Here is a 15,888-nt window from a genome sequence, read left to right on the forward strand (position 1 = left end):
ACGTCATGGCCGGGCCTGACCCGGCCGTCCACGTGTCGCCGCGCGAACCGAAAGACGTGGATGCCCGGGTCAAGCCCGGGCATGACGGCGAGGAGGCAGTTTGCCTCTCTCTATTATTGGCGCCTTAGCCCGCTACCCTTTTATCACGCCGCTCGCGACCAGCCGGTGCCAGATGAACAGCACCACCACCGCGCCGATCGTGGCCATGATGAAGCCGGCGCCCTGGTCGGGGCTGTAGTGGCCGATGGCCTGGCCGATGAAGGTGGCGAGGAACGCGCCGGCAATACCGAGGATGGTGGTGAGAATGAAGCCGCTCGGGTTGTTCGGTCCCGGTGCCAGCCAGCGCGCAATGAGGCCGGCGACGAAGCCGACGATGATGATCCACAACAGGCCGCCGAAACTCATGACAGTGCTCCCCTTCGTGAAGGTGTAGAGAGCATGATCCGGACCCGGAGGGCCGCCTTAGCGCAAGGTGTGCAGCGGCCTTCCGAAAAGATCATGCTCAAGCCAGGCAGACCAGTTCGATTAAATTCTGCCCGACAGCTCGTTCTCCGTCGGCAGCCGTCCGTCCGGCGTCAGATGGTCGACTACCTGCGGCAGATATTGGCTGAGGCCGGAGAGCAGTTCTTCCCGCGACAGGCCGCTCTGGGAGGACAGGCTCTCGATCTGGTCGGCACCGAGCGCATTGGCGAGATCGCCGGGCGCGATTGCCTTGTTCTCACCCTTGCCGACCCAGGAATTCGCGGCCTCGCCGTGGCCGCCCTGCTGAAGCTGGTTGAGGAGATCGCCGAGCCCGCCGCTGAGCACGGTGCCGGCCGCGCCGCCTGCGAGCAGGCCGCCGAGGCCGCCCTTGAGCAGGTCGCTGAGACCGCCGCTACCGCCGGGGCCACCGGGAAGCGCGCTGCTGCCGGTATTGACCTGCGTCGGAGGCGGCAGCGGCGAGCGCTGCTGCGATGCCGGCGCTGCGTCGGGCTGGCCTGCGGTCATGTGCTTGAAAGCCTTCCAGGCAAGCAGGCCGAGCAGCGCCATGGTCATCGGCGACATGCCGCCGGAGGATTGCTCGGAGCTTGGCGTGCTCGGGCCACGGGGGCCGTTCTGCATGCCGTTGAGGACGTCGAGTAGACCCATGGTGCTCTCCTTCGTTCTCCGTCGGCGAGCGCTCGCCGCTGACAGCCCCCGGGGCGAAAACATATGAGGCTCTCATGACGGTTACAAGGCGAATGCATCGCAACCAATGGGCAGCCGGCGCTGCCTCTGCTATCGAAGGCGGGTCTTTGAGGGGAGCAAGCTCCAGTGGTTACGGATCGACCGATCGTGGTGGCCGGCGCGGGCGCCATCGGCTGTTTCGTCGGCGGCATGCTGGCCGCGTCAAGCCGCCGCGTCGCGCTGCTGGTGCGGCCGCGGGTGAAGACCGAGATCGAGCGGTTCGGCCTGCGGCTGACCGACTTCGACGGGTCCGAGACAAGGCTCGGTGCCGGCCAGCTCGCGCTGTCGGAAGACCCCGCCATCTTCCACAGCGCCGGCATCGTGCTGGTGACGGTGAAGAGTGCCGACACCGCCGATGTCGCCGACCAGATCGCGCAGCATGCGCCGCAGGACGCGGTGATCGTCTCGCTTCAGAACGGCATCGGCAATGTCGCTGTGCTGCGCGAGCGCCTCGGCGGCCGGCGCGTGCTCGCGGGCATGGTTCCGTTCAACGTGATCGCGATGGGCGAGGGGCGTTTCCACCGTTCGACCTCCGGCGACATCCATATCGGAGAGGATGAGGCGAACACCGCCGCGGCGCTCTCGGTGTCCGGTCTTGCGATGCGCGCCAGCGGTGACATCACCGGCGTGCAATGGGGCAAGCTGATCATCAATCTGAACAACGCGCTCAGCGCATTGTCCGATATGCCGCTCGCTGCGCAATTGGCGAACCGCAACTGGCGGAGATTGTTCGCCGACCAGATGGCGGAGGGCCTGGCCGCGCTGAAGGCAGCCGGCATCACGCCGGTGTCGTCGACGCCGATCCCGATGAACTGGTCTCCGACCTTGCTGCGGCTGCCCGACATGATCTTCAACGCGATCCTCGGACGCACGATGAAGATCGATCCCGAGGCGCGCTCCTCGATGTGGCAGGATCTGAAGCAGGGCCGCAAGACCGAGATCGACTATCTCCAGGGCGCGGTCATCGCGCTCGCCGAGCAGAACCATGTCGAGGTGCCGCTGATGCGCCGCATTGTTGCGCTGATCAGGGAGGCGGAAGCCGCAGGCAATGGCCCGCCCCGGCTGACGCCGCAGCAGATCCGCGGGACGGCTTGAGTGCCAGGAGGTGCGCGATGAGGCGTTGTTTGCTGATCGGGTTTGCGCTCGTCGCGCTCGCCGCTTCGACATTCGCCGAGGCAAGGCCGCCGACCGTCATGAACTCACCCGGCTATGACCGGCGATTGCAGGAGAGCAGGTCGCAATTGGGCAGTCCAACACCGCCCGCGACTACGCCGGTCGTCGTACCGAAGCGAAACAAGAAGAAGCGTCCGAGCTGAAGTGACGCTCTCGTAGGGTGGCCAAAGCGACTTGTCCGCCAAAGCTCGAAGAGCGAAGGCGGAAGCGTGCCCACCTTCTCTGTCTCGTCAGAATGTGGTCGGCACGCCGCGCAAAGGCGCGCCTTTGCCCACTCTACCAGTCAGTGCGAGAAGCTCACCCCTTCTTCGCCGGCTTGCTCGGCGCCGGATTGAACAGCTTCTTCAGTTCATTCAAGCTTTCCGACAGGCGCGGCCATTCGCAGGAGAACGAGCCCTTGGTGCAGGGCGCACCCTTTCGCTGGCCGACAGCCTGCTGCACCTTGGGCCGCTCGACCGGCATCGGCACGCGCTCGGCCTCGGTGCGTAGCGCGACCTGCTGGAGTTGCTGCACCTGCTGTTCCTGCTGCTCGCGCTGCTGACGCGCGGTGGCTTGCGCCGCCTCGTTGCTGCGGCGCTGCTTGGCGAGATAGGCGGTGTAGGATTCGTCGATCTTCTTCTGCTCTTCCGGCGTCGGATTGGGGCCGGCGATGTCGAAGGTGCGGTCCTGGAGGAAGTCGTAATAGGAATAGCCGCCGCCCGGTTTGCGTCGGCCGGCGAATTTGGCGTTGCAGTCGGCGAGCTGGGCGGTCTTCTCGGTCTTGTTTGCGGCCTTCTCGGCAGCGTCAGCGCATTCCTCGAAATCGACCGGCGCGCGCTTCCACCATTGCGCCTCGGCATGCGACGCCATCAGCAGAAAAACTCCTGCTGCGGCAACGAGCGGCGCCGCACGACGCGATGCAACTACAACTGACATTTTACGAGAGCATTCCTTACACGACTCAACCCGAACTGAGTCGAGCCGGATTTTTGCCCCTTTATCGCCGGGTTGTCACCCATGGAACTCGGGAATTTCATGGCTGGAATGCTGACATTTTTTGCTTGACGTGGCCCCGAAGTTACAGCGCCCTGTCGGCTCGCTGTTACAGTTCATGCCGCGAGGCCTCGTCATGAGGCGACGCCAAGAAGATAAAGTGGAAACGCCCGATGCTGCTGCCCCTGTCCGATGTGCCGCGCTGGTACGCTGAACGTAAACCGCAAGGCACGATCGCCGTCCAGCATGGACAGGACAGGCTGACATGGGACGAGCTCGAGCGCGGTGCCAACCGGCGCGCGCGGGCGTTTGCGGCCAAGGGCGTCAAGCCCGGCGATTTCGTCGCGATCGGTTTGCCCAACGGCAACGCGTTCTTCGAGACGTCCTTCGCGGTGTGGAAGTGCGGGGCGACGCCGACCTCGCTGTCATGGCGGCTGCCGCGCGGCGAAGCCGCCGCCGTGCTCGACATCCTCAAGCCGGCGCTGGTGGTCGGCGGCGAGGCCGACTGGAACGCGCCGAACCGCTTGCCTGCGGATTTCGTGCCGGACGGTTTTTCGGACGAGCCGCTGACGCCGCCGGTGGCGCGCTACTGGAAAGCCATGACCTCGGGCGGCTCGACCGGCCGGCCGAAGGTGATCCTCGATCATCAACCGGCCGTGATCGACACGGCTGCCGCGCCGCCGCTCAACATTCCCTTTGGGGTTTCGCTGCTCAATCCCGGTCCGCTCTATCACAATGCGCCGTTCATCGTGTCGCACTACGCGCTGTTCTTGGGCGGCAAGCTCACTGGCCTGACCAAGTTCGACGCCGAGGAGACGCTGCGCCAGATCGCGCGCGAGCGCGTGCAGTGGGTCAATTTCGTGCCGACCATGATGCACCGGATCTGGGCGCTGCCCGAGCACGTGCGCAATGCCTACGACGTGTCGAGCCTGCAGACGGTGTTCCACATGGCAGCTCCCATGCCGCCCTGGCTGAAGGAGAACTGGATCGCCTGGCTCGGACCCGAGCGGATCTGGGAGCTCTATGGCGGCACCGAGCGGCAGGGCTCCTGCATCATATCAGGCACGGAGTGGCTGACGCACAAGGGTTCGGTCGGCAAGATCGGCGAGATGGCGAAACTTCGCGTCGTCGGCGAGGACGGCAACGATGTCGCGCCGGGAGAGACTGGCGAGATCTATTTCCTCAACAATGACGGCAAGGACGCCACCTATCACTATCTCGGCGCCGAGCCGAAGCGTCGTGCCGATGGCTGGGAGTCGCTCGGCGACATCGGCCGGCTGGATGCGGAAGGTTACCTCTATCTCGGCGACCGTCTCGCCGACATGGTGCTGCGCGGCGGTGCCAACATCTATCCGGCCGAGGTCGAGGCTGCCGTCTCCGAGTGTCCGGGCGTGCGGTCGTGCGTCGTGGTGGGACTGCCCGATCCGGAATTGGGCCAGCGCGTACACGCCATCATCGAGCCGGAGCCCGATACCGACGATCAGGCGATCGCCGACGCCATGGCGGATTTCCTGAAGGACCGGCTCAGCCGCTACAAGCACCCTGAGAGTTTCGAGTTCGTCAGCGCCCCGCCGCGTGATGATTCAGGCAAGGTTCGCAGAACATTGTTGCGCGACGAGCGCGCAGCATGGATGAAGCAGGGACGCGCCTTCCGGATCATGCCGGCGAAGGCGCTTGCGCACGCCGAATAGAAAATTCACGAAGGGACTCATGCCATGACCATCACCATCGCAGCGAACAGCGTGCCGAAGCCGCCGGCCGAGATCATCGAGGGCTTTCGCGGCGCGCCGACCTCGGTCATCTCGGACAATCTCGCCCGGCTGCCGGGCGCCGTCGGGCTGAAGCCTTATCATCGCGGCGGCAAGCTGGTGGGGACGGCCTTCACGGTGCGCACCCGGCCCGGTGACAATCTCGCCATCCACCGTGCGCTGGAGCTTGTCGGTCCCGGCGACGTCATCGTGGTCGACGGCGGCGCCGACGAGACGCGCGCGCTGGTCGGCGAGATCATGAAGAACATCGCGCAGTGGCGCAAAGCCGAAGGCTACGTCATCGACGGTGCGATCCGCGATGTCGCGGCGTTCGCGGCCGACGACTTCCCCTGTTACGCCCGCGCGGTGATCCATCGCGGCCCCTACAAGAACGGCCCCGGCGAGATCAACGTGCCCGTGACGATCGGCGGCAGCGTGATCTCGCCCGGCGACATCGTGGTCGGCGACGAGGACGGCGTCGTGTCGTTCCCTGCCGCCGGCGCGGCTGCGCTGCTTGATGCCGTGCGCGCCCAGGTCGCGCGCGAGGAGGAAACCATGAAGGCGATCCGCGAGGGCCGCTACCAGGGGTCTTACGGCAAGTCCTGAGCATGATCAGAACAAAGGGGAGGACGGCGTGAGCCAGAAGGACGAATTTCACAATATCGATAATCCGAGCGACGGCCTGTTCCGTGAGCTCGCCGCCGGCGTGACCACGCGCATCTTCTCCGGCGAGCAGGCGATGCTGTCGGTGGTGACGCTGGCCCCGCATGCGCAAGGCACGCTGCATCATCATCCCGAGGAGCAATGGGGCGTGCTGCTCGACGGCTCCGCCATCCGCGTCCAGGGCGATGAGGAAATTCCGGTGAAGAAAGGCGATTTCTGGCGCACGCCGGGCAACGTGCCGCACACCATGCGCGCCGGCCCCGATGGCGCCCGCGTGCTGGACATCTTTAGTCCGCCTCGGCCAGAATACAAAAAAGCGGGGTCGGGCTTCGGAACGACCTGAAGCGCTCAAAAGCAAAAAAAAGCAAAGCGCAAATACAAGGGAGGGGACGATGACGATCACACGACGGGCGCTGCTGGCCGCGCCCGCCATCCTCGCGATGGCACCGGCAAGCGCACAGGCCTCGAAAATCACGCTGGTCGTGCCGTTCCCGCCGGGCGGCTCGACCGATGCGATGGCGCGGCTGCTCCAGAGCAATCTACAGACCAAACTCAACCGCATCGTCGTGGTCGAGAACAAGTCGGGCGCGGCCGGCGCACTCGGCGCGGCGCAGGTCGCCAAGAGCCCGGCCGACGGCTCGACATTCCTGGTCACGTTCGACTCGCACGCGGTGATCCCGTCGATCCTCGACAAGCCGCCGGTCGATGTCGAGCGCGAGCTCATGCCGGTGCTGCTGGTGGGCACCGCGCCTTACGTGATCGCAGCCGGCGCCGGCCGTCCTTACAAGAGCTTTGCCGATGTGGTCGCCGCCTGCAAGGCGACGCCCGGTGCGGTGAAATTCGCCTCCGTCGGCATCGGCACGCTCGGCCATCTCGCCATGACCGTGCTCGGCAACAAGGCCGGCGTCGAGATCATGCACGTGCCCTATCGCGGCGGCGGGCCGGCGATGAACGACGTGCTCGGCGGTCATGTCGATCTGATCGCGGGATCGGCGGCGCTGGTCGCGGCCCAGCTCGGCACCAACATGCTGCGGCCGATCCTGCAGCTCGGGCGCGAGCGGCTGCCGGCGCTGCCGGACACGCCGACCGCGATCGAGGCCGGCTTTCCGGATTTCGAGACGCTGGCCTGGTGGGGCATCTTCGCGCCGACGGGCACGCCGCCCGACGTCATCTCAGCCATGGCGACGGCGTCCAAGGAGATCCTGAGCGAGCCCGCGACCGCCGCCCAGCTCAAGGAGACCCAGCAGATGACGCTGCTGCTCCAGGACGGCCCCGCCTTCAAGACTTTCTTCGACAAGCAGGTCACCTATTGGGGCAAGGTGGTGAAGGACAACAATATCAGGGCGTGAGCGCGCGCATGATCCAAATGGATGCGCACAGCCGGTCTTTATGACAGTCGCATGACCCGCCCGCTCCTGTTGCTCTCCTTGTCGGAGAGGGCGGAGCGCATGACGCGCCGAACCGAACGCCGAAGCGGCTGAGATCCTTTCAACTGCTTCGTCCTCGTTCGAGGCTCGATGGCATCATCATCGAAGCTACATTGAAAGACGCGCACGGGGCGTCCCATGTTGTGAAAATATTGCTCCCCGACGTCATCGAGTTGCATGGCGAGCACACTCTCGACGCGGGTTGCGATTTCGTCGGTCATCGCGATCCCGCCTGCTGGTGCGATCGTTTGCAGACGCGCCGCTACATTGACATCGTGGCCATAGATATCCTCGACGTCGGCGAGGATTGGTCCGCAACTCAGGCCCATGCGAAAGATAATCTGCTTGTCCTTGGCGGCACCTCGGCCGCGCTCGATCATCCCCTTCTGGATGTCGACGGCACAGCAGGTCGCATCAATTGCGGTCTCGAATTCAGCCAGGATTCCGTCGCCGGTCGATTTGAAGAAACGAGCTCCGTACTCCCCAAGCTTCGGGTCGAGCAGCTCACGTCGATGAGATTTGTATAGAAAATAGGCCAATTCCGCGTCCAGGATCGTAAGCCTGGAATAGCCGACGATGTCGACCGCGAGGACCGCGCCCCACCTGCGTTCGAGTGCCGGCAGATCTCGTCGAGCGCGGCGGTCCGGTGTCTCCGGCATCGCAACGCGCGATTCTGTCAACATTCTCAACTTCATGGTGCGCCTCCTGACTGGTGTTGCGACCAATCGTTTGCGTCGGATGCAGGCACCTTAAGCAGGCAGGCGTCATTGCAGCGTGACCTGTCACGAGAGACGGGGTGATCCCGGGAAGCAGTCAGAATTGCCATTCAGCACGATTTTTCACGCTGGTTTGACGAACTCGCTTGTTTTCAGCGGCCAAATTGAGGTTGTGGGATACGATGACGACACGCGCACTTGGGCGGGTTGTTTGGCTTGCGTGCGTCTTAAGCTAGTATGGCGGTGCGAATGACCGAAAACTGGCCGGGATCGATTCATGAATCTCGCTGCCCTGGATTTGCGTTCCCAATCTGAAGCCATGCTGGACAGCATTGCTGGTCTCGCATCGGCCGAGCTCGTCGCGCTTACGGGACGTCTGAGCCGCGCATTCTCGATCGCATCGCCCTTTGCCCCGGGCTTTCACTGCATCGGCGGCGAGATCGTCATCGTCCCCGATCCGAGCGCGATGGCTGGCGTGGGGGCGCGACTAAGCGTCACAGGAAATGGCGAGACGCAAGCGACAGCGCTGGTGTCATGTCTGGGTGAGGCAGCCGAGTATCTTTCCCAGTTCGAACGGCCGGGCGACATCGCGGCAACGGTCGCTGCGTGCGATCGAACGCGCCTCGTCTCCGACGGCTGGGTCGGCCAGGCCGTGTCAGGCGCGAACCGACCCATCGACTGCGTCAACGCGGTTGACGCTGCAACCGGAGAAGCCGGACTTTTGCCGGCCGATCTCTGCTTGCGGCGCCCACAGGACCGAAGGGCGATCGATCCGGTCGTCGCATTGTCGTCGGGTGCAGCTGCGGGACCGAGCTTTGAAGCCGCCGCGCTTCGCGCGGTTCTGGAGCTCTGTGAGCGTGACGCGGCCGCGATGTGGTGGCTGGGTGGCCATCGCCCGAAGGGCTTTGCGCTGGAGCATCCGGTTACCAAAGCCGGGGCTGAATTGATCGGGCGATTGCGCAAGGGCGAGTCAACGCGGCGTACCATGTTGCTCGATATCACGACCGACATCGGCGTTCCCGTCGTTGCGGCCGTATCTCTGGGGCGCGACGGCCGGGAAATGGCATGTGGACTGTCGTCAAGGCTGGCCGCGAGCGACGCGGCGAGGGCCGCGGTGCTCGAGATGTGTCAGATGGAGCTGGCTGCACCGGTCGCGGCAGCCAAGCGGGCCGAGAGTGGCGATGCCGCACTCAATGAAGCGGATCGTCGCCATCTGCGTCGCGCAGCGTTCGCGGCAGAGGATTGCGCATTGCTTCAACCGCGGGCGATGTCGGCGGAGGCTGCGAGCCTGCCGACGGCGGCTGACGGACTAAAGGGGCTGGTGAGCCATCTGCGGGACCGAGGTATCCGGCTCTTTCTTGTCGATCATACCCGGCACGAGCTTGGCGTTGCCGTCGCAAGGGCCGTTTCGCCTGATTTGCAACCTTTTTCGGCAGCAGTTTCGACGAAGCGATTCTCCCAAGTGCGCGGGAGCTCGGCTCTTGCCGGGCAGGAGATTCCGCTATTTTAGAAGCCAAGATATCGCTGGACGCCTGTCGGTTGCGTTTCGTAAGATTGGGTAAGCGTGGTTGACCATGACTCCGGCAATTGGTGGAGCCTCAGAGGTGGCAACGGGGATTCAGGAAGCGCTGGCGAGCGGTCAATTGGCCCTGCGCCTTCTTGGCGATTTCGCCGCCAAGGTCAACGAGCGTGAGATTTCACTCGCGACGCGCAAGGCCAAGGCACTGACAGCCTATCTTGCTCTTTCAGACAACACGCAGGATACGCGCGAACGCTTGGTCGGGCTCTTATGGAGCGAGAGCGACGAAGAACATGCGCGGGCTTCGTTGCGGCAGGTCGTCCATGACCTCAGGCTTGCCTTCGACAATGCCGGCTTTGAGGGATTCCGGGCCGACAAGCAGAACCTGGCGCTCTCCCGCGACCGGCGCCGCTGCGACGTCGACGAGGTACTTGCGGCTGCAGCGCAAGGCACGGTGCATCCGCGCCTGCTCGATACCCAGCGCATCACCGAGACCCTGCTGTCCGGTCTCGACAATCTCGATCCGGCCTTCCAGGTCTGGCTGCTGACCAAGCGCCAGCTGCTCCATGACAGATTGACGCTCGCGCTCGAGCGCTTGTTGCCCCGCGAGGGGGACTCTCGTGAAGCAAGTGACGCGGCTTTGGCTCTGCTCAACCTCGATCCAACGCACGAAATCGCCTGCCAGCACCTCATTCGGACGCGCGCGGCGCGTGGCGACGTCGGCGGAGCCCTGAAGATCTATAAATCTCTCTGGGACCTGCTGGAGGCCGACTACGACATCGAGCCATCCAAGGAGACTCAAGAGCTGATCGTTCGCATCAAGCAGATGCCGAGTCCAGGCGAGCAACAGCAGGCCCCGGCGATTGCCCAGAGCCTGCACGGAGTGTCGCAAATGCTGGCCCCCGCCCCGAAGCGACTGCTCATATCCGTCTGCGCGTTCCAGGCGAGCGGCGTGCCTGAGGGGATGCGTCACCTGGTCGACGGATTTCGCCACGAGTTCGTTGCCTGTCTCGCGCGTTTTCGCGAATGGTCGGTGCGGACATTGCCGCCGGTCTGGGAATCGGAGCCGAGAACTTGGTCGTCCCCGCCTGAATACATCGTCGAGGGCAGTACCTATGAGTTGAACGGCACGGTTCGGCTCGTCGTCACCCTGCGCGATGCGGCCAATTCCGTCTGCATCTGGAGCGAGCGCCATTCGATCACGCTGACCGAGTGGTTCGAAACGCAGGAGCGGATCGTCCGCCAGATCGCGATGGCGCTGAACATCCATGTCTCGGCCGAGCGGCTGCGGCGCCTTGCAGCCGGAGGCGAGATCACGCTGGAGATCCACGATCGATGGTTGCGCGGCCAGGCCCTGCTGCTGCAAATGGCCTCAAAGGACTGGCCGGCGGCCGCCGCCTTGATCGAGAGCCTGCTCGCCGATGCGCCGGATTTCTCTCCCGCCTTGAGCGGCCTCGTCCAATATCGCAACATCGCGCATATCGCGCTTCCAGGACAATTTCGCGATCGGGCCAAGCATCCCGAGACGCTGCGCATAGCGCAGCGTGCGATCCAGCTCGATCCGCTGGATTCGCGTGCGCAGCTGGCGCTGGCATGGACCTACCAGCTGCTCGGCCGCATGGACGAATCGACGCTGCACGCGGCGCTTGCGGTCGATCTGAACGAAAATGATCCCTGGACCTTGATGGCGTCGGGCCAGATCTGTGCGTATTGCGGCGAATACGAGCGTGCAGCGAAGCTCTCGGCCACATCGCTCCGGATCACGCCGGTCCCCACGGCGCCGCAGATCGCCTATTCTGGCGCGATCAAGTTTCTATGCTCCGACTATGCGGGATGTTGCGATGCCTCTCGCGAGGATCTCGGGATGTCGCCAGCCTTCATCATATGGGAATGCGCGGCCAAGGCGCATCTCGGTCGCCTCGACGAGGCGAGGGCGGATCTGGCGATGGCGATGGAGCGGGTTGCTGCAGATTGGCACGGCCAGCAGAAACCAACGCGCGAGAGCATCACGCGCTGGCTGTTGCACGTCTTTCCGATCGCGATCCGCTCGGATTGGGAGCGTCTGGCCGTAGGTCTTGCCGCGGCCGGCGCTCCCGTCGAGGGTATCGAGTTCGGACCGTGGTGAGCTCGGTACTCAGCCGCAGGTATTGATGGTGTATTCGCCGACCCGCTCGGCGTGGAGCCTCGCCTTCTGGCTCGGGCTGCTCGTCTCTCCAGGCAGCGGCTTTGTCCCGTGGATGCGCTCGTAGAAGAGCGGCAACGGATAGGGCGGGCCGGCCAACTGCCGAGCTTCGGACTCCGCGATCCTGTCGCGGTGCGGGAGCTTCACGTAGTGCGTATCTAGCGGAACGTCGATCATCTCGAGCTTCAGGCCTTCGTTGCCCGTGACGTCGGCATTTTGCTCGCCGTCGTCGAAGAACAGCTGAACACCGGCAGCCTGGGCCTGCGCGACGAACTCGCGGAAGTCCTTCGGCTTGGGAAATTCGTTCTTGGGGTCGACGTCAGCCGGAAACGGATCCTTGTCGGTGATCACATGGCGGACGTAGTTCTTGCCGGTGGACCAGGTCTTGACCAGCTTGCCCCAATTCTCGTGATTGCCTGGAATGTTTCTGACGTTGATTCTCGGATAGGCCATCGCTTCTCTCCTTTCACGCTACATGGTTGTCATGCTTGGGTGACGCGTTGTCTGTCGTTGAGAAACCGCCGAACGGTGGTCAGGCTGATCTTTGGCCCGGGGCTCTCGATGTCCGCCAGGAACGCGAAGATGTTGGCTTGACCGTTCCCGGCCTTGCCGAGCGTTGCCGCCGACAAGGACGCGAGCTCGCTCTGCAACCCGCCTGCGGGATTGTCTGGCAGCAGCCGATCGGACTGCAAGACACCGCAGATCACGTCGGCCACGACGATCGAGCCCAGGATACCTAGCCGTTCGCCCTGGTTGCCGGAGTCGAGTCCTGCCTCGAAGCGGACGAACAGCGGGATCGGCGGATCGTTCGCGAGTGTCTTGATTTCCTTCTCCGAGAGCTTGTTGAAGGAGCCGAAGGTCGCGTCCGATCGCTTGGCCAACCATTCGGAGATGCGCGCAGCCCATGGCCGCGAACCGATATTTCCTGCCAGCAATTCAGACTTGTCGAGCAGCGATCCGTGCGTGGTCCTGAGGCGGTCGACGAGAGGCCCGATCGACCAGGGCTGGATCGCAATGGAGCTCAGGAGGTCGCGCGCGATCAGATCGCCTTCGCCCGGGACCTCCTCCCCGATTCCGACTTGAGACCACGGGCCGATCCGGATGCTGACGTTTCCGGCATTGGGGTCGCTGGTGAAGAACAGATCCCAATTCACCAGCCATGCGGTTTCCAGAGGAACGTCGGAGGGCGACTTGTCGGAGGTGCGCGCCAGGATCTGCTCGATGGTGAAGGCGTTGCCCGGGCCGCCGTTGAAGCGATAGATCGGCCGGATCATGGAATGGCCGAAACGGAAGAACCCGTTGGTGAACTCGAGTGGAGCCCGCCATTCGCCGCCGTCGAGCGAGGAGGACGGTTTCTGATCGGTGGTGTAAGCCTGCCAGACGTCCTGATGCAGAATGCGCGGAAGCAGGTCCTGACGGATCAGATTCCGGTAGATCAGAACGCAGGCAGTCCGTGCGGTCGTGAACAGTCGTTGCGCGTCAGCGAACGGATTGGCCGTGGGGAGCAGATTACCCCCTCGCACCAGTTCATCCACGATGCAATTGTGCAGTTCGTGGAAGAGAACCACGATCTGCGAGATGATCGCATGGGAATCGTTGCGCGGATCGGCGATCAGGGCTTCGGGATAGCTCGCCGTTCGGGCAAGCTGGGCGGCACTGCTCGTCGTGCCGCGCGCGATGTCCTTTCTCGGGCCGCGATGGTCCTGATCGTCCCGGTCGATCCGCGAATTGCCCAGCCGGAGCTTGCTGCGGAATGCGACCGGGGCGGCCTCATAGGCGTGCGGGCGTTCGGTCGGTCCGCCGCCGTAAACGGTCTCGAGGCGTAACGGGGCATTTCGTACGTTGCTGAGCCCGGCCGTCTGCCCCTCGCCGAGCGAGGTCGAGATCGCACTATGCACGAGGTCGTGCGCGACCATCTGCAGGAAGTAGGTGTAGCCGCTCGGCAGGTTGGGATTTGGCCTCGTTTTATTCTCGTCCGGATTGAACCTGATCAGATGCGCGAGCCTTTTCATCAGGCTCTCGGCCCGCGCCCATTGGTCGGGATCCGATGGGTCAAATCGCTCGCCGCCAAGCGTGAAGCGCTGGTCCGCCGTAGGCATCGAGATGAAGTGGCAGAAGCCGCCGGGGTCTTGCCCAGGCTCCCCTGAGCGTGGCTGAAAATGAGCGGTCCTGCGAAATTGCGTAGAAGAAATGGTCCCATGTGATGCCATGGCGTCCTCGCATCTACCTCGCCGATCTTAAGGATAGGTCCCGTTATTTCACCGTGAAATGATCTTTCGTTGTCGCGATGAGGCCCTTCACGATCCTCTCACACGCAAGCCTTATTCCGGCCAACAGGATGCAACAGCACCAAGAGGCAACGGTGGGATACCTAGAGCTAGATATTTCGGCACCGGGACATCGCCCGGAAAGTTTACCCGCCAGCCCCTGCAATCACTTTCAATTCCAGCCAGTCAGCCGGGGCAACGGAATGGTCGACTTCTCAATCCGAATGAAGAACAAACTTCGTTTCTCAACCTGCGACGCTCCGCACGTTCCGACAAGTAAAACTCACGAGGAGATCATTCTTGTCGAGTTGCGCGGCGACCTTCTGATGATCACCGCGCTTGGCGCGGATGGCAGTCTCGGAAGCCGCGTCTATGCGCAGCGCACGATCGACCTGCCAGAGACGTCACTCTTCATGATCCTCCCTGAACTGCCGTCCCACGTTCGGGACGGCGCTTTTTTTCCAGCGCTCGGCACCGTCGCAATATTGCAGCTGCCTCCAGGACAACAGCGCCAGCTGCGCGCGGTTGGCACGGACAACAACAGCGGCCAATGTCACGGTTGGATTTTTGACGCAATCGAGGATGCGTCAAGCTCAAATTGACCGCACGGGGCGAGTCCGGCCGGCAACCGGGGCGGGTGCGCTGATAGGTCGCCTCGAAGCGGCAGCTTCAGGCGAGACGCTCCGGACAGCCGGCGTCCGGCATGGTTCCGGCCTCGCTGCCGCAAGCGGTCGCTTGATGTGCGGCTGCTCTTTCATTAGAGATTGGCGTGTGAAGCGGCGAATTCGGAGCAAGATCTGATGCTCGTAGAATTCGCCAACAACTTCAACGCGGTCCCGTAGCTCAGCCGGATAGAGCGGCGGTTTCCTAAACCGTAGGTCGGATGTTCGAGTCATCCCGGGATCGCCATTCTCGCTGATCGCCAACGCATTTGTCTGTCGGCTACCGCGATCGGGCTGTTCTCACGTCAAGCCACGATCCGCGCAAAGCGCTTGCGGTATTCGGCGGGTGTCACGCCGACATGGCGCGCGAATGCGCGGCGCAAGGTGTCCGCGTCGGCAAAGCCGCAATGCAGGGCCACCTGCTTGGGCGCTTCGTTGCCGAGCTCCAGCAGGCGCCTCGCCGCGTTGACGCGGGCTTCCTCGACCCAGGTCGCGGGCGTGATGCCGACTTCGGCGCGGAACAGCCGCGCGAAGTGACGCGGACTTAATTCCATGCGCGCCGCGAGGCTCGCGACGCTGTGGTCGAGTCCGGGATTGGCGGCGACCCAGCGCTGCAGCTCCTGCAGCGCGGCGCGACCGGCGGGGACTGTCTCGCCCTTGCGGGTGAATTGCATTTGCCCGCCCGGGCGCTTGAAGAACATCACGAGCTGGCTCGCAACCTTCATCGCGATCTCGCGGCCGAGGTCTTCCTCGACAAGCGCGAGTGCGAGATCGAGTCCCGCGGTGACGCCGGCGGCGGTGCGGAGCCTGCCGTCGGTGACGTAGATCGCGTCCTTGTCCACTCTGACCGACGGGAATTTTTCGGCGAGCCGGTCTGCCACCGCCCAATGCGTCGTGACTCGTTTGCCATCGAGCAGGCCCGCTGCGGCAAGGAAGAAGGCGCCCGAGCAGACCGACCCGAAGCGCCTTACCCTGGCCGCCCGCCGGCGAAGCCAATCGATCACCAAGCCATCGGCCGGCACATCGGCGGCGTTCGGGCATCCCGCGATCAACAAGGTGTCGATGCTCTCCTGGAAGCCGCGATCGATGATGCGGTCAGGCATCAGCCGGACCCCCGAGGAGCTGTGGACTGGGCCCGGCTCCGCTGCCGCGACCAGCAGCGCATAGGCTTCATAGCCAGCCTGCAAATTCGCCTCGGCGAAAACGTCGAGAGGGCCCGCGACGTCGAGCAGCTGCACGCCCGGCAGCGCCACGATCACGACAGTCCTCGGTTTCGGCTTTGCGCTCATGTCCGCCTCGGTCGGCATTTGTCCGTTTTCGACGTATTACGTCGATTGAGGACAGGATAGCCCA

General features: G+C 63.9%; 16 protein-coding genes and 1 tRNA gene. 10 read left to right on the forward strand and 7 right to left on the reverse strand.

Features of this window, described 5'->3' with window-relative positions; all coding sequences use genetic code 11:
* Positions 1 to 132 precede the first annotated feature (132 nt).
* Both BRAGE_RS0141150 and BRAGE_RS0141155 read right to left on the reverse strand, forming a co-directional pair.
* Positions 133 to 405 carry a GlsB/YeaQ/YmgE family stress response membrane protein gene (locus tag BRAGE_RS0141150; RefSeq protein ID WP_027564166.1) on the reverse strand — a complete coding sequence of 91 codons (273 nt, stop codon included), beginning with the start codon at positions 403 to 405 and terminating at the stop codon, positions 133 to 135.
* Positions 406 to 525: 120 nt separating this feature from the next.
* Positions 526 to 1,128: a YidB family protein gene (locus tag BRAGE_RS0141155; RefSeq protein WP_027564167.1), complete on the reverse strand. Its 603-nt coding sequence runs from the start codon at positions 1,126 to 1,128 to the stop codon at positions 526 to 528.
* A 165-nt stretch (positions 1,129 to 1,293) separates the two neighbouring features.
* Between BRAGE_RS0141155 and BRAGE_RS0141160 the strand changes: the two genes are divergently transcribed.
* Together BRAGE_RS0141160 and BRAGE_RS53885 are read left to right on the forward strand one after the other, a co-directional pair.
* A complete protein-coding gene (locus tag BRAGE_RS0141160; RefSeq protein WP_027564168.1) occupies positions 1,294 to 2,301 on the forward strand; it encodes a 2-dehydropantoate 2-reductase in 1,008 nt (335 codons plus the stop codon).
* A gap of 17 nt (positions 2,302 to 2,318) precedes the next feature.
* Entirely contained in the window at positions 2,319 to 2,522 is a 204-nt protein-coding gene (locus BRAGE_RS53885) for a hypothetical protein (protein WP_084334953.1), read from the forward strand.
* A gap of 154 nt (positions 2,523 to 2,676) precedes the next feature.
* Here the strand turns inward: BRAGE_RS53885 and BRAGE_RS56245 are convergent, their stop codons facing one another.
* The gene (locus tag BRAGE_RS56245) at positions 2,677 to 3,294 is read right to left on the reverse strand and encodes a hypothetical protein (RefSeq protein ID WP_027564169.1); all 618 of its coding nucleotides are present in this window, start codon (positions 3,292 to 3,294) and stop codon (positions 2,677 to 2,679) included.
* Between the two features lie 230 nt (positions 3,295 to 3,524).
* Between BRAGE_RS56245 and BRAGE_RS0141170 the strand changes: the two genes are divergently transcribed.
* The 4 genes from BRAGE_RS0141170 to BRAGE_RS0141185 are packed head-to-tail and all read left to right on the forward strand — an operon-like array spanning position 3,525 to position 7,111.
* Entirely contained in the window at positions 3,525 to 5,042 is a 1,518-nt protein-coding gene (locus BRAGE_RS0141170; RefSeq protein WP_027564170.1) for an AMP-binding protein, read from the forward strand.
* Between the two features lie 24 nt (positions 5,043 to 5,066).
* The gene (locus BRAGE_RS0141175) at positions 5,067 to 5,705 is read left to right on the forward strand and encodes an RraA family protein (RefSeq protein ID WP_027564171.1); all 639 of its coding nucleotides are present in this window, start codon (positions 5,067 to 5,069) and stop codon (positions 5,703 to 5,705) included.
* Between the two features lie 28 nt (positions 5,706 to 5,733).
* Positions 5,734 to 6,105, forward strand: a complete 372-nt coding sequence (locus BRAGE_RS0141180) for a dimethylsulfonioproprionate lyase family protein (RefSeq protein WP_027564172.1) — start codon at positions 5,734 to 5,736, stop codon at positions 6,103 to 6,105.
* A gap of 49 nt (positions 6,106 to 6,154) precedes the next feature.
* On the forward strand, positions 6,155 to 7,111 hold the full coding sequence (locus tag BRAGE_RS0141185) for a tripartite tricarboxylate transporter substrate-binding protein (protein WP_027564173.1): 957 nt from the start codon (positions 6,155 to 6,157) through the stop codon (positions 7,109 to 7,111).
* 38 nt (positions 7,112 to 7,149) lie between these two features.
* Here the strand turns inward: BRAGE_RS0141185 and BRAGE_RS51015 are convergent, their stop codons facing one another.
* Complete coding sequence (locus BRAGE_RS51015; RefSeq protein ID WP_051378292.1) at positions 7,150 to 7,884, reverse strand: adenylate/guanylate cyclase domain-containing protein; 735 nt, start codon at positions 7,882 to 7,884, stop codon at positions 7,150 to 7,152.
* A 487-nt stretch (positions 7,885 to 8,371) separates the two neighbouring features.
* Between BRAGE_RS51015 and BRAGE_RS0141195 the strand changes: the two genes are divergently transcribed.
* Together BRAGE_RS0141195 and BRAGE_RS0141200 are read left to right on the forward strand one after the other, a co-directional pair.
* A complete protein-coding gene (locus BRAGE_RS0141195; protein WP_245161749.1) occupies positions 8,372 to 9,415 on the forward strand; it encodes a YcaO-like family protein in 1,044 nt (347 codons plus the stop codon).
* 94 nt (positions 9,416 to 9,509) lie between these two features.
* Positions 9,510 to 11,549, forward strand: coding sequence for a BTAD domain-containing putative transcriptional regulator (locus BRAGE_RS0141200; protein ID WP_159073973.1), 2,040 nt, complete (start codon positions 9,510 to 9,512; stop codon positions 11,547 to 11,549).
* A gap of 9 nt (positions 11,550 to 11,558) precedes the next feature.
* On the opposite strand, the gene BRAGE_RS0141205 is transcribed toward BRAGE_RS0141200, so the two are convergent.
* Together BRAGE_RS0141205 and BRAGE_RS0141210 are read right to left on the reverse strand one after the other, a co-directional pair.
* Positions 11,559 to 12,059, reverse strand: a complete 501-nt coding sequence (locus tag BRAGE_RS0141205) for a hypothetical protein (RefSeq protein WP_027564176.1) — start codon at positions 12,057 to 12,059, stop codon at positions 11,559 to 11,561.
* A gap of 29 nt (positions 12,060 to 12,088) precedes the next feature.
* Positions 12,089 to 13,618 (reverse strand): peroxidase family protein, encoded by a 1,530-nt coding sequence (locus BRAGE_RS0141210; protein ID WP_159073974.1) that lies wholly within the window; start codon positions 13,616 to 13,618, stop codon positions 12,089 to 12,091.
* 458 nt (positions 13,619 to 14,076) lie between these two features.
* Between BRAGE_RS0141210 and BRAGE_RS51020 the strand changes: the two genes are divergently transcribed.
* Positions 14,077 to 14,475 carry a hypothetical protein gene (locus tag BRAGE_RS51020; RefSeq protein WP_027564178.1) on the forward strand — a complete coding sequence of 133 codons (399 nt, stop codon included), beginning with the start codon at positions 14,077 to 14,079 and terminating at the stop codon, positions 14,473 to 14,475.
* Positions 14,476 to 14,705: 230 nt separating this feature from the next.
* Positions 14,706 to 14,782, forward strand: a tRNA-Arg gene (locus tag BRAGE_RS0141220).
* A 58-nt stretch (positions 14,783 to 14,840) separates the two neighbouring features.
* Here BRAGE_RS0141220 and BRAGE_RS0141225 read toward each other — a convergent pair.
* Positions 14,841 to 15,824 (reverse strand): GlxA family transcriptional regulator, encoded by a 984-nt coding sequence (locus BRAGE_RS0141225; RefSeq protein WP_027564179.1) that lies wholly within the window; start codon positions 15,822 to 15,824, stop codon positions 14,841 to 14,843.
* Between the last annotated feature and the right edge of the window lie 64 nt (positions 15,825 to 15,888).

The organism is Bradyrhizobium genosp. SA-4 str. CB756 (assembly GCF_000473125.1).
Taxonomy (GTDB): Bacteria; Pseudomonadota; Alphaproteobacteria; order Rhizobiales; family Xanthobacteraceae; genus Bradyrhizobium; species Bradyrhizobium arachidis.